Below are 13,578 nucleotides of genomic sequence, written 5' to 3'. Positions count from 1 at the left end.
TTCGATTCCGTTGTGGAGCAGATGCGCTCTGGGGACGCCGATAGGAGGCCCTCCTCCCTTCCAGTTGCGCGCGGTCCAGGCGATGCCCGCGAAAGTCTGCCAGGCGCCTCGATTGGCGAAGATCAAATCCTGAACACACCGCGACGTGGAGCCGCTGCGCCACCACGCGGAACCGTAGCGCCACGTGGCGCAGCCGCAAGGCGGCGCGGTTCTCCCTCCATGTCTGAGGGCGAAGCCATGGCGCCGGTCGGTAGCCAACTATCAACCGCGCAGGTGGAAGGCACCAGCTCATCGTCAAATGAAGATATCAGTCCGACACAGCTCAGAATGAACAGTCTTGTTCAACAACTGACTGATTGCGAGGCTGCGGCCAGGAAAACCGACGTCCCCGAGGAGGCGGTGGAGCTGATCAGTCGGGTCGTCGATGCAGCCTCAGCAATTCTGGAGTACCGCGCTAGCCTGCCTGCGGCTGAGGCGCAGACAATTATGCCAGACGACAAGGTGCGTAGATGTTGCCAGATCGTGTGCGACGCCGCGAATGAAGTAGACAAACTTGGCCTGTCGACGATCACGAAATTGGACAAAAAGACCAAGAAAGCGGCAGGTATGGTCGATAAACTCTACTCCTACTCCCAGGCGGACCGGCAGGAGCTGTTGATTTTAAATGTGGAGAACCACCATACGGCGGCAATTAAGTGGTGGGAAAAAAAGGCATGGCGCTCCGAACGGCAGCGATCCGCCTGCGCTGCCACCGCTAGCCTATCCAGTGGAACGCCCGTGATGCGGGAAGCCGAGCGGTGCGCACTGCGGCTGCGTGCCGGCTCGGTACTGAGTGTCAGGATCTGGCTGGTCCGTGAGCGGATCGGTCTTGCGCGGGCCAAGATTGAACTGCGGGCGAGCAGGTTCGAGCCAGATTTGAAGGAACTCCTCGTCGGTCGAAATGGAGTGGTGCAGCTGATGGCAAGCGCCGCTCAAGAAGCTCTTCGCGCCCTCTCTTTGGCGAAGGGCATAATGGATGATGGCAAAACACTCAACGCTCATGATTGCGCGGTTGTAGAAAAAATCATGGAGCGGCTTTCGGATTTTGGATTGGCGTTGCACGAGGTGCATACCAAGCTAAGCCATACCTACCCAGATGCCGGCCTCCCATTGAAACTGTTCGAACGGATCGTGGACGATGCATGGATCACTGCGCACGATGCCATGCACTTGTTGAACCTGCAGTCTCCGCCGTCAGCCATCATGGCGCCACAGGCCCAGGCGGGCGCTGCGATGCCGGCCAGGGCAGGCGCTGCGATACCGGCTGGCACTGCTGGTACGGCTGCAGTGTCAGAAGGCACTACAGCGCGAAGGAAAGGGAAGTCAAAGCATAAGTCGGCAGCTCGCGCCGGGACTTCTGCCGCCGGGCAGCCATCAACACCAGTCGCTGCGAACGCCGGCACAGTGCCAGCAGCCAAGGTTCTCGCGCGCTCGGATCAAGTTGCGAGTACACAGGTGAGAGCGCAAGAGGTGGCTGCGAGTTCGTCGGGGGCAGGCTCGACAATCGGGGGCGCCGCGTTGTCAATGGAGGTATTGACGGAGCGGCTCAAACGATTGGACGAACTTTTGCAGTTCGATCTGGCCGGTCAGCAAAGCGTCGTCTCCCAAGTGCGCCAGATGAAGCCTGAGGAGGCCGGTAAGGTCGTGGACGATGTGGCCCAGTACCTGCGAGCCCAGGCCATTGAGATGCAAACCTGTCTCGCCGGGTTGCAGGGGCGTAATGTACGCCTGCTACTCACCTCCACCCAGCTACCCAAAGTGCACGAACGCACAGACCAGCTCAAAGGGTTGCTGAACATGGTGCTGGGACAGGCCAACGCATTGAATGAAGGAAAAGCCGGCATTACGACTGATTGCATGAAGACCTACGCATTTCCGGCGCAAAAATACCTGGAACATTTGTGCAATGCCGACGAATTGATGCCGCCGGAGGCACCGGTCGCGCTGCGTGGCGAGCCAGGAAAGCTGTTTGAGATGAAGCTGCAGCCCAAGATGCTGGTCAATGGTGCGATGCCGAGCCCGATGTGGGTGCACATCCACACGAGTCGCCCCGTCATGGCCAGAAACTTGGAAGGGCTGGCTGATTCCGAATTCACCGCTTGCCACGTTAAATCCAACGAACAGCGCGGCTACAATCGAGAGCGAGAGGAAGCCGATGCTAGGTCCGGTCGCGAGAAGGTCATAATTCATCGCGGCAAACTCACCCCCGCTTTCTGTAAGTCCTTGTTGACCTCAGGGCTTGGCCGCCAACCACGCCATTCGCGTGCCGAGCTCCCGTCGGCGCAGGCTGCATGACAGGGCACTCAGAATGCGGCCGGCCACGCTGTGAGTCAGCGAGCATTTCTCCTGGCCAAACCGCGAATGCCGCTGCGCGAGTTGCGGTCCGGCGATTGGAGTCGATCGGCTACCGTCAGGGCCGATTTGCGATGTCGCGTTACCGGCTGTTGACGTGGCGGCGTATCTTGCCTCCCATCCAACTTATCGCCGAGATCGCGCCGCCAAGATCGAGGCGGAAGGTCTTCCTGCGAGCGCGGAGCAGGCATAGCCGATCCGATCGGGATCGGCGCATCGCAACGACCCAACGGTGTGGTGGAGAAAATTGGATTCGGGAGAGCTCGGTTCCAAGAGGCGGAGTTCCGGCCCGAATACAATCCGCTCGCAAGCACCCACGATGCGCATCCGCAGTTTATTGTCTGGGAGATGGGCTGGATTGCTCGGCGGCGCTGGCGCTAAGGCGGGGCTGTCGCCGGACAATTAGCATTCACTGCCAACAGCCTTGCAACCGTCACCAGTTGCAAGGCTCGGCGGCGGGTCGACAAATCACATGAAATCGTCGTCGGACCCGCTATCGCTGCTGTCGCTATCCTCGGTTTTGTGGAGATAGAGTGGAGGTTTGCCTGCACGCTGCCACTCACCGGCACTGTTCTTCGTCCATTTGTCGGGATGCTGCGTAGGGTCAAGCACCAGGTCGCCATGATCCACTTCAACAAACCCCATCGTCTGCGCGCGCGCTTGTGCTTCCGGATTAGCCGCACGCCAATTCAGCAACGGTCGGTCGCCGTCTATCCGAAGTTGATGCTCCAGCAGAATATCGCCCGCATTTTCGACGAGCGGATGGGCGACTTGAAGATCCACTATGGAAGTGACCTCAGTTCGACCAGGAAATTGTTCCCGCCAACTTTCCGATTCGAACTCGTTCATGCTGAATCCGCCTTCCATTCTCAGCAGTCCGGCACTCCGGTCTCCCAATTGGTAACTGAAATATCGCGCGTGCTCCGTATCTCGACGGATGCCATATTGCTGAGCAACGTCCGCGGTGCGCCTGGCTCGTGACGATACGAACTCCGAATACTCTTGAGGATTGTCGGCGATGTGCGTGATTTCATCACCATGAAATTGCCTCACCTGTCTCCTGAAGGAAGTCCTGTTGATCTCCACCACAGGAGGTCGGGAATTGAGGGAGTATGCTTGGGGAGCCGCCGATGATGAGGCGCCGCTACCTTCCGATCCGGATAAGTGCATTCGGGCAAATGTGTCCGCGAACCCTTCGCTTCCTGCATCCGATTGCTCGCCGGCATTATGCGCGCGGTAACTATCGGATGAGCCACCAATTCGACCATACATGACGATTCGTACTCCTATGTTTCGCAACCGAGCTCAAGTTAGCACGGCTGTTCAACATAGGGCGCTTAGTTGACGACTAGCTGACGAGGGCATTCCAACGGCTGCACCAATCAAATCCGCACTGCCGGCCTCAAAACCTCGGACTGCGCCACGCACCGGCCAGCAGAGGCTGCAAGGTCATGCCCGGAGGACTTGCCGTAGTTGCTGGGTGGCAGATCCGAGGGGAGTGATTGCCCCAGGCCCGCGGTTGCGCGGTTGGCCTGACAGAGACACTGGGGCACGGATGGCCAGCCGACATTTGCCACTAGCATGGAGCCAGGTCAGTTTTGAACTGGGCAGTCGTGGACTTCCAATGACTAGGCCAAGCCTGCGGCAAAGAATGCTTTCGCGACAGGCTGGAAATATTGCATAGGAACCGCGTGGCCGAGTTTTGTAGTGCCTATCAGCTGACGCGCTAAGACATGGTCATGGACGATCGTCAGGCGTAGTGCCCGCGCCTCGCTCAACACATGTGAAACGCGCTCACCTTCGGCACGGCAAACTAAGAACGGCACCCCGGTTTCACCGCGAACGTAACGCAGACCGATCAGGACCGCCCTTCCTGTTAAGACCAGCGTGGCGCGATGCACGCCAAGCGCAGGCTCGTCGGCCGCCTCCTCGCGGATGCGACGCTGTTCACCTTTCAACTCTGGCGCTCCTTGCTGATCCTTCGACTCGCGCGTCACTTCGGTATTGGTCATGCGCATTTCGCGCAGATACAACGCGCGCTGGAGCAGAAGATCGATCAGTCCGCCGACCAGCAGTGCGCCGGCGCCAATTCCCATCAGCAATTTTGTCTCCATAAAGATGAGGCCAACACAGCCCATGCCGCAGATCGGCAGAGGGACCATTGTCTTCCACATCCCGAGAAGGACAATGGAAAAGGTTGCGCTGAGAACCAATACCTTGAACATGGTCTTGCAGACTTCGACCATGGAACGAGCAGACCCCAAGCGCTTCAGCCCTTCAAAGGGGTCAATTTTCTTAAAGCTGAGCTTCATCGGCTCCAGAGAGAAGACAAATCCACCATTGGCTAGCAGGCTGGCCAAAATCACCGCGGCGACAAGGGTTCCAAGCAGCGGGCCAACAGCCGCGACTGTGAGTTGGACGAGCACAACCAATGCCTGCGGCACCGCGGTATCGAAAGGTAGGCTCTGCAACTTGGTGGCTAATAGGAGCGCTTCCCGGCATTTGTCCTCGATCACGCTGCCTCTTAGCCAAAGGTAGCCGAGCCCAGCGCAAGTCCCGACCGCGCGGACGAAATCGGAGCTACGTGGCAGCTGTCCTTTTTTGCGCGCTTCACTTAACTTCTTCGGGCTGGCGGCGTGTGTCTTCTCTTCACTTGTGTCGCTCATGGCAGCAATTTGTCGAACCACTCCAGCACGCCGTTGGCACGTGTGACCTCCAGTTTCATGCTCTCCACCAGATAGGCAGCGTAGGTGACCATGAGAACTGGAAAGACAATGTTCTTGATTGCCGGAGACAGTTGGCTCGCCTTAAATTGCGGGGCAAAGCGACGCAGCAGCATCATCGATATATCAATCAGTATCAGGAAGAACACGACAGGCCCCGATACCAATAATGCCGTGCGCATTATGCTGTCGAGAAGCCCCAACAACTCCATTGCTCCTGGCCCACTCAGTGTCGGGTGAAACTGATACACCGGCCAGATCAAGTAGCTGCGGTACAGGACACTGATCAAAGTTTCCAGGCCTCCTGATCCGACGAATATGGCAATCGCAGTGATCCCCAGAAAAACGCCCATCGCGGAAGCCTGACTGTTCGTCGCGGGATCGGCCGAAGCGGTCGGGCTGCTGATGCCGCGTTGGTTGTCGATAAGCTCCCCGGCAGCCTGAAGGCCCCAAAGCGGAATGCCAAGAAAAGTGCCAAGGAGTACACCGACAAAAACTTCCTTGAATCCGAGCAGGGTTAGCTGGATCAGGCGCGTATCAGGATCCAGCGCCGGCAATCCGCCGCTGACGTGTGCCAGGCATGGTAGTGCGAAGCCAACAGCCAAACAGCCCCGGATCAGCCCACTGATCTGCGAGCGTGTGAATACGGGAAAGATCAGCATGATGCCCATCGCGCGGGCTGCCCCAAGACCTGCCGCAACGACGAGTTCGAGAGCCGTCTGGATCAGAATTTGAATATCGGCCGATGGCGCGTCCATGGGGCGGACTAGTAGCTAAGTGTCATTGCGGGAAACTCGGTGAAGATCTGATCGGCTAGCTCTATGAGCGGGGCGCTTAGCACAGGAGCAAACAGCCCAATCACCGCGACAACGACCAGAAGCTTCACGGTGAGCGGCAAGCTTTCATCCTGGATCTGCGTCGCCGCCTGGAGGATGCCGATGACGAGGCCGACAACCACTGATGCAATGAGCGGCGGTAGAATCCAGATCATGAAAACCACCAGTGATTGGCTCATAAGAGTAATGATGCTGGATTCAGTGATGATCAGCCTCCCGGTAACGTATAACTCAGCACAAGCCCATGCATCAATTTTGACCAACCATCAATGGCAACAAACAAGAAGATCTTGAACGGGACAGATATAACAGTTGGTGAGACCATCGACATACCCATTGCCATCAAGATAGTTGTCACTATCAGATCTATAACAATAAAAGGCAGATAAAGTAGAAATCCTATCTCAAATCCGCGCTTCAATTCTGATAGCAAGAAAGATGGTACAAGTATTGCAAAGTCATCAGGCGTGGCTGCAGCGTGCATTTCCTCTGGCCAGACCTTTTCTGTCGAAGATAGGAAAAATCGCCGCTGCTCTTCATTTGTGAATTTCTTGAGATGCTCGCGCAAGGGCTCACTTCCGGCTTTAGCGGCGCTTACCCAGTCGTCGAATGTCTGATAGTGGAGCTTGGGATCCGACATGCGGTCATAGGTCTGCTCAGCAACGGGCGCACTAACGAACATAGTGAGGATCATCGCCGCGGCGTACAGCACCACATTGGGTGGTATGGTCTGGGTCCCGAGCGCATTGCGGACGAGGAAAAGAACAATTGATACCTTTACAAAGGCCGTTGTCGTGGCAACTGCTAAAACCAGCAGACCGAGTCCGGCGGTAACCGCAAGAAGCGCCAGGATTGTCGGCTGAGCTTCACTCATTGCATGCAAACCCGCCACGGAGCCTGATGCCCAGCTCTTCTCCGATGCGGACAATGTCGCCACGCCCGATACGCTGACCATTGGCCACTATGTCGACCGGGCCGTCGATCGGCCATCCAAGTTCAAAAATATGCCCTTCGCCGGCACTTCTTAATTCCCCAAGAGAAATAGGCCAGCGGCCGCATTCAAAGACAAGCACGATCTCGACATCGTCGAGATCCTTAGTAAGCTCCAGTTGCGATCCGGGTTGTGTCATATGCGCACTCTCCAAAGGACACGGTCGCGGGCGGAAAGGCCCCCGCAAGATTAATTCATCGCCGTCAAGATCCGCCTCGGCGCACAACTGGCCGACAGCTAGGGTGATCTGGCCGCGGCCGAACGGCGCAATATCGGGCAACAATGCATCACCGACACATGCGCTTCGAAGAAGCGCCGCAGGAAGGCGAAGCGTGCCGACCTCTCCTGCAACAATGAGCGGGAGCTCTGGAGGCAGCCCGCCCAGCTGCCGCGGCAACTGGGCAAGCAGTTCGCCTAGCGCGCGAAACGCAGGCGGTACTAAGCCGTCAAGTGGCGTGAACAGGAATAGACGGCCCTTGCCCTTGACCGCGCCGAAAATGATGTCGAGTTCAAGATGAGGAGCCAGCATCGTGGCTTCGCATACCCGCACGAGTTGCACGTTCAGACGCGTCGTCTCCTCCAGTCGAGTGACAAGCGGCTCCAGAGCGAGTTCGAGAATTAGCGAAGCAGTTGGCTCGGAAGGGAAGGCCAAGCCGTTCTGCACTGTCGTGATGAACTCCTCTACGAGCGGGCGCGACAGTGACAAGATGACCGTTTCGGCTCCCACTCTCCAGACGCAGTCAAGCATCGGAATGGCAGCAGGTTCCTGCTGCCAGACAAGCCCTGCCGTTCGCACCGATAGCGGCACCTCGTTGATCCGGCTTTGAAACGGCGTGCGCGGCGCTGCTGTATCATTGAGCCACGAGACAACCGTGTGGGACAGTTTCAGAACTGGTTCGAACATGGCGGGTGTGACCGCAGCGCCTATCAAAGACTGCACGGTCGTGTCATTCGGACGACCTCTTGCGACCGTCGGATCCGGTTGCGCGGCATTTAGGCAAGCGACCCCCTCGCATATTTCAGCAGTATCTCATCGTCGGCCTCGATCTCGGCTGCGGCCTCCGAATGAGTCTCGACGGCGCGCCGCACGTCGTCCTCGATTTGTTGCCATTTGTCCCTTGCCGCCGAACATATGACCCATAGCTCCCTCGTCCTGGACGCCGCCATCTCAGCCTCCTCTTGAGCGATTTGGGTATCATCAAGCATCTGCCGTCTGGAATTGATCTCAGCGGCAAGTTGTTCAGTGTGAAGGCGGTGACGGTCGAGCGCTGCGCTAGACAAGTTGTCGAGTGACATCAGATGCTGATAGAGCGCTGCTTCTTTTCTTGAACAATGTTGCTGTATCATTGCAAGCTCCCTAGAGGCATTTTGTACGGCTGAGGCGGCCACATCGCGCTGGGCTTCCTTCTTGGACAGCTCGCCAAGGGCACGACGCTCTTGCATTTCCTTCAGAAGCCGTAACCTCGAAGACTGAATCCAGTTTACGCGGTCAGACGCGACATCCATGCGACCGTCTCCTCGAAATCTGACGCGTCATCTTCGCTCTGGCGCAGAAACTCCCTCAGTTCGTCGATTGACGCGACAGCCCGGTCAGTCAGGGGATCTCCACCTGGCTTGTATTCGCCAACATTGATCAAGAACTCGGTCTCGGCATAGCGCGACAGGAGCTCGCGGAAAATGGATGCTGCCTTGCGATGTGTCCCCGAAACGACTGCATCCATGACGCGGCTGCGACTCTGCAGCACATCAATAGCGGGGAAATGCGATCGCGCCGCAATAGCGCGTGAGAGGATGACATGGCCATCGAGAATACCACGCGATTCCTCGGCGATTGGATCACCCGTGCCATCACCCTCTACAAGCACCGTATAGAAGGCCGTGATTGAGCCCCGCTCACCCATGCCGGCGCGCTCGAGCAGGCCTGGCAGCATGCCAAAAACGGAAGGAGGAAAGCCCCGTCGCGTCGGCGGCTCACCCGCAGCAAGGCCTATTTCGCGCATAGCGCGGCAGAAGCGCGTCAGCGAATCCAGCATGAGAGCAACGCGTAGGCCTTGATCGCGGAAATATTCCGCGAGCGCAGTCGCCATTGGAGCGCATTGCGCACGCTCTACCGCCGAGCGGTCGGATGTTTCAACCACGACGACCGTACGGAGAAGGCCCTCTTCACCAAGATTCCTTTCGATGAATTCACGAACTTCCCGTCCACGTTCGCCTATGAGCGCCACTATGACGACGTCAGCGGCGGCACCCTTTACGATCTGTGACAACAGCGTCGACTTGCCACCACCTGGCTCGCCATAAATCCCGATCCGCTGGCCCTCGCCGCACGTCAGCAGACCATCGAGGACACGGACCCCAAGCGGGAATGGCCGCTCAATCATGCGCCTCGTCATCGGATTGGGGGCTCTGCCATGCAGGGGCCGAGTTTCGACGGTCTTGATTTCGCCTTTGCCGTCCAATGGGCGGCAACGACTGTCGATCACGCGACCGAGCAAATCGCCGCCGACGGGCACCTCACGCATTCGGCCAGTGGCCACGACCTCTGCGCGGCTGGATAGGCCCACCAAGTCCCCGATCGGTGTCAGCAATACACCATCACCCGACAGGCCGATCACCTCGGCCTCGAGCGACAGCCCGGTTCGCGGGTCCTCTAGGAGGCAAAGTTCCCCAATACGAGTGTCTGGCAAGACGGCATGAACCAGTGTGCCGATAGCCCGCGTGATCCGACCGCGCACCGCACGCGTGTCAATTCGCTTGGCCGCAGCCCTCAAAGACGAGATTGCTGGAACGAGAGCTCGAGTGTCGGCGTCAGCGTTATGTTCTGGGACGGGCTTTCTCATAGCTCGCCTTTCTCACAGAGCGTCCCGAAACCAAGGCGCAGCGCGCGCATCTGGGCGTCAAGTCCAAGGTCAACATTGCCGTACTCGCTCCACAGCACGCAGCGTTGCGGCGACAATGTCGGGTCGGGCTCGATCCGCACCCTTGGTCGACCATCCTGGCCGTCGCATCGAGCAAACTCTCGTGCAAGCATGTCGACTTGCATGGGAGAAACATGAAGGCAAACGTCGGCGCCGCTGTATTGACACTCTATGGCGTGACGAACAGCCCTCACCAATAGCTCGCCCGGATCGAAAGCGCCGATAAGATCGCTCAATATTTCCATCACGAGCTGCGGCAATTCCTGCTCCAGAGCCGCCTTTCGTCGCGCGATTTCGGAGATTGTCTCCGCAATCAACCCTGCCATCTCCTCGGTGCCTGCATTCGAGCCCTCCATGTGGCCGCGCGCCCACGCCCGCTGGTAAACCGCGCGTGCCCAGTTTCGAACGCGCTGCCGATGCCGTTCTGCCGCGGCAAGGGCTTGCGCGGCGCTGTGCCAGGTTTCGAGCTCGCTCGCGGGTATCAGTGGTCCGACTGGACGCATCTGCGGCGCTATTGGCCCCTCGGAAAGTTCGACTGTCATTTCACCGGGGTCTCTGTCTCAAAATGAGCTACTACAAGTGAAAGCAATTGGCCGGCGGCGGTCCAATGCTCATGTGCTGGAGTCTCCGCGGCAGTCCCCTCGGGCAATCGAAGAAGCACGCGGTTACGCTCGGTCGCTGAACTGTCCTGGAGCCAAGCTCCAAGACATGCGTGTCCATCGTATTCGATTTGCTGAGCGAGTTTTTCTGGGTCCGAGATCAGTCTTTTGTCAACAGCATGCAGCAGGTGTCGGATTCCGAATGCGTGTGCATCCACGCCGATGCGTTTAACAAGGATGGCAAGCTCAGGCTGAGAGACAAACGCGACCAGCGAACGGGCATGCCAGATACTACCAGCAAGAAGGGCCGCTCGATATGGATCATGCCCGCGTAGAAGGTCCGGCCTGCAGCCGATGTGGTTCAGATCCACGTCATCGTTGCCCAGCAATTCTGCCAGCCTTGGATGCAGTCTGGAACACTTCTGCAACTTCACTAACGTTTCGGCCGATAACGCTGGATCAAGACGCGCCGCAAGACGGGTTGGATGGGCCGAAGCCGCAAGCTCGCTCGCGCCCGGAAAGTGCGGACCATCAGGTCGGGCGGTCTGTATAGGCATTGGCAATGAGATGTCACCCACGTCCAATTGCAGGCATTCTTTTGCGAATGGCCTCGACAGCAGAAGCATCCCGGCGCCCCTCGACCTTGGAAACGCCGGTTGATTGCTTGCGCCGACGCGTAACAACGCCGATCAAGAGATAACAGGCCACGGCGAATACGGCCGCGGCAAAACCTGTTACGGTCGCCAGAAGTGGCGCAGGAAGAGGTAGTGATGCTTGTGGCAAAACAGCAGTCGGATCGGGCCGTTGCTCGTGTGCGGACCGTTCTACCGGCACCAAAACCACTTCCACCTTATCGTAGGACAGGCCTTCGATGCTGTCGGCTACAAGCATCTTTATCTTTGGCAGCAGAGCCGCGACATTTGTTTTTGCGTCGTGCCTGATAAACACCGAGGCCGAGGATGGCGTGGCACCGGCTCGCACAAGGTCGTTATGCGGCAGCACGACGTGAACACGTACAGAAAAAACGCCATCGATATCGCTGATCGTCCGCGACAACTCTTCGCTCAGGGCATACACGTAACGGGCACGCTCTTCGGTCGGCGAGGCAATCAGGCCTGATCCTTGGAATATCTCACCGAGGTTCTTGAAGGATTGGCGCGGCAGCCCCTTGGCGTTCAGAAGGTTGATTGAGAAGGCGAGCAGCTTTTCGTCAACCTGGATCGTGCTGGTTCCATCCTTGGCGACCACCCGGATCGCGGCGACCCCGTTGTCTTCAAGAAGTGCGAGCATTTCATTTGCCTCACGCTCTTGCAATTGCGTGTAGAGGTCGGCTTTGCAAGCAGTGAGGGCGACGAGAACTGGCAGCATGACAAGTCTAACCGACCGCCACCCTGACAGGCCACGCATGATTTCGCCCTCGGCCAAGCCAATCATGCGCGCGGTTCAGCCTTCCTTCAAAAGTTTATTCACGGATGATGTGACGCCGCTGACGCCTTTGGAGATAAGCGCCACCTGGGTGACGCCGTTGTAAACATCCCGAAGACCAGCCATCATCGTTTCGAAGTCTTGCCCTTGTTGGGGAATGCCCGAGATTCCGGTTCCCGCCTCACCTGGAACGGGAAGCTTCTGCGCCGGTCCCGGTAGAGCGCCCTTCGAAAGGGCTATGTCATGGTCGAGCGCGGGGAAGGAAACAGTGTTGTGTGGATATAGGGAGGAAATCGTCTGCAACACGCGATCGCCCATGCCGCTCGTCGGCGCAGCCGCGCGCTGAACATCCATCGCCGCAGCAACTGGCGCCGCACTCGCTGGCCCCGCGGCGGCATCGTTTTTCAGCGAGTCGGCTGCATGCCCTAAGGCGCGCTCAAACTGGGCCTGCTCGACAATCGACGGTGATCCGACCCTGGGGAGGCCAGCCGTTAGAGTGGCAGAGATCGACGTGACAGGCATCATCATGTAAGGACTCGGTTGCTCTCTCTGACCGGGCGAGCCCCGCCCATTCATCACCCGGTGTCGGCGCAACACTCCTAGGGGGGCAAGCTGACAACAAGCTGACTAACGGCGGCGTCATTTCGACAATCTAAAATCTCTTCGGCAATTTAGTCACTTGTGATGATTTCAGCGTTTGGTTTATCAGTGCGACATGCCGAGAACGCTTATCCAACCCGTCACCCTGCATGTTTTGAGACTTCTTTGTGCCGGGTTTTTTCTGTCCACCGGGATTCACCCGGCGCATGCAGTCCCGCTGTCCCTTCCGGCGACACCCTATAGATACACGGTTCTGGATCAGGAGCTCGCTGCAGCGTTGCAGGAATTCGGCAACAACCTGAATATCAGGGTCAACATCAGTCCTGCGGTGAAGGGGCGAATTCGCGGACGTATGCCTGATTTGCCACCGCGCGCGTTCCTCGACCGCTTGACGAACCTTTACGGTCTACAATGGTACTATGACGGCCTTGTGCTCTATGTGTCTGCTGCACAAGAATCGCAAACTCGAATGCTTTTGATGACGTCGATTCGCTTCGATGCGTTCAAGGGGGCTCTCGACAAGCTTGATATCTCCGACGAGCGCTATGTGGTCAAACCCGTGCCAGGCAATGGCCTCGTCTTCGTTTCCGGTCCACCGCGCTTCGTCGCACTCGTGGAGCAGACCTTTAACGGCTTGGTGGCGCAGGCGCAGGCGCAGACTCACATAGCGGCAACGCCAAAGGAATCAGTGCTGATCTTGTTTCGCGGCTCCTCCACTACGGTCGTTCGCGACGGACGACCGGATGCTTCTTATTCTTCTGACATCCCACAACAGGATAGCGTTGGCGGGAAGCCTGAGCTGGGCAAGAAATGAACATTGAGGATTTCCCGCAGCTCTGAAGAACATGACTGCGGCTACCCCTTTGTGAACTCTTCGCAAACTCGTCAGTTTCTCGAAAGCTAATCCGCTCATGATGAGTCCCGGCAGCTCTCGCGGTGACTCCGGCCATTGTGTTGGACCGAACCTTGGAGCCGGCCCGGAACACAGCAATTGAAGGCAGGGCAGGCGCATTCGTGACCTGCCGACGCTTGGAATTGTCGAATTTTGTGAAACGCAAGGGATCTTCTGTCGGGGTCTCTTGTGGGGATTTCAAC

14 protein-coding genes are annotated in these 13,578 nt (G+C 57.9%); 2 read left to right on the top strand and 12 right to left on the bottom strand.

The window, feature by feature from the left end:
- Positions 1-219: 219 nt before the first annotated feature.
- Complete coding sequence (locus EN808_RS25290) at positions 220-2,334, top strand: hypothetical protein (RefSeq protein ID WP_245454733.1); 2,115 nt, start codon at positions 220-222, stop codon at positions 2,332-2,334.
- A gap of 525 nt (positions 2,335-2,859) precedes the next feature.
- Here the strand turns inward: EN808_RS25290 and EN808_RS25285 are convergent.
- The 12 genes from EN808_RS25285 to EN808_RS25230 all read right to left on the bottom strand — a co-directional run bounded on the left by EN808_RS25285 (position 2,860) and on the right by EN808_RS25230 (position 12,411).
- Positions 2,860-3,663 (bottom strand): hypothetical protein, encoded by an 804-nt coding sequence (locus tag EN808_RS25285; RefSeq protein WP_024505378.1) that lies wholly within the window; start codon positions 3,661-3,663, stop codon positions 2,860-2,862.
- A gap of 356 nt (positions 3,664-4,019) precedes the next feature.
- Complete coding sequence (locus EN808_RS25280) at positions 4,020-5,057, bottom strand: EscU/YscU/HrcU family type III secretion system export apparatus switch protein (RefSeq protein WP_024505377.1); 1,038 nt, start codon at positions 5,055-5,057, stop codon at positions 4,020-4,022.
- Entirely contained in the window at positions 5,054-5,872 is an 819-nt protein-coding gene (gene sctT / locus EN808_RS25275) for a type III secretion system export apparatus subunit SctT (protein WP_024505376.1), read from the bottom strand. Before sctT ends, EN808_RS25280 begins: the two co-directional genes overlap by 4 nt.
- An 8-nt stretch (positions 5,873-5,880) precedes the next feature.
- Positions 5,881-6,156, bottom strand: coding sequence for an EscS/YscS/HrcS family type III secretion system export apparatus protein (locus EN808_RS25270; protein WP_024505375.1), 276 nt, complete (start codon positions 6,154-6,156; stop codon positions 5,881-5,883).
- Positions 6,157-6,158: 2 nt separating this feature from the next.
- Complete coding sequence (sctR, locus tag EN808_RS25265) at positions 6,159-6,824, bottom strand: type III secretion system export apparatus subunit SctR (protein WP_029354851.1); 666 nt, start codon at positions 6,822-6,824, stop codon at positions 6,159-6,161.
- On the bottom strand, positions 6,817-7,845 hold the full coding sequence (gene sctQ / locus EN808_RS25260; protein WP_095769044.1) for a type III secretion system cytoplasmic ring protein SctQ: 1,029 nt from the start codon (positions 7,843-7,845) through the stop codon (positions 6,817-6,819). Before sctQ ends, sctR begins: the two co-directional genes overlap by 8 nt.
- An 89-nt stretch (positions 7,846-7,934) precedes the next feature.
- On the bottom strand, positions 7,935-8,447 hold the full coding sequence (locus EN808_RS25255) for a hypothetical protein (protein ID WP_032899688.1): 513 nt from the start codon (positions 8,445-8,447) through the stop codon (positions 7,935-7,937).
- Complete coding sequence (gene sctN / locus EN808_RS25250) at positions 8,423-9,781, bottom strand: type III secretion system ATPase SctN (RefSeq protein ID WP_024505372.1); 1,359 nt, start codon at positions 9,779-9,781, stop codon at positions 8,423-8,425. The genes EN808_RS25255 and sctN overlap by 25 nt, the downstream gene beginning before the upstream one ends.
- Entirely contained in the window at positions 9,778-10,401 is a 624-nt protein-coding gene (sctL, locus tag EN808_RS25245; RefSeq protein ID WP_024505371.1) for a type III secretion system stator protein SctL, read from the bottom strand. The genes sctN and sctL overlap by 4 nt, the downstream gene beginning before the upstream one ends.
- Positions 10,398-11,084 carry a nodulation protein NolU gene (locus tag EN808_RS25240; protein WP_269470858.1) on the bottom strand — a complete coding sequence of 229 codons (687 nt, stop codon included), beginning with the start codon at positions 11,082-11,084 and terminating at the stop codon, positions 10,398-10,400. Before EN808_RS25240 ends, sctL begins: the two co-directional genes overlap by 4 nt.
- The gene (gene sctJ, locus EN808_RS25235; protein ID WP_272483026.1) at positions 11,029-11,865 is read right to left on the bottom strand and encodes a type III secretion inner membrane ring lipoprotein SctJ; all 837 of its coding nucleotides are present in this window, start codon (positions 11,863-11,865) and stop codon (positions 11,029-11,031) included. The genes EN808_RS25240 and sctJ overlap by 56 nt, the downstream gene beginning before the upstream one ends.
- A 36-nt stretch (positions 11,866-11,901) precedes the next feature.
- The gene (locus EN808_RS25230) at positions 11,902-12,411 is read right to left on the bottom strand and encodes a nodulation protein NolB (protein ID WP_024505368.1); all 510 of its coding nucleotides are present in this window, start codon (positions 12,409-12,411) and stop codon (positions 11,902-11,904) included.
- Positions 12,412-12,598: 187 nt separating this feature from the next.
- Here EN808_RS25230 and EN808_RS25225 point away from each other — a divergent pair, with 187 nt between their 5' ends.
- Complete coding sequence (locus tag EN808_RS25225; protein WP_024505367.1) at positions 12,599-13,297, top strand: secretin N-terminal domain-containing protein; 699 nt, start codon at positions 12,599-12,601, stop codon at positions 13,295-13,297.
- Positions 13,298-13,578: the final 281 nt, after the last annotated feature.

Source organism: Mesorhizobium sp. M8A.F.Ca.ET.165.01.1.1, from assembly GCF_004792065.1.
Taxonomy (GTDB): domain Bacteria; phylum Pseudomonadota; class Alphaproteobacteria; order Rhizobiales; family Rhizobiaceae; genus Mesorhizobium.
This window is presented reverse-complemented; position numbering and strand designations above follow the sequence as displayed.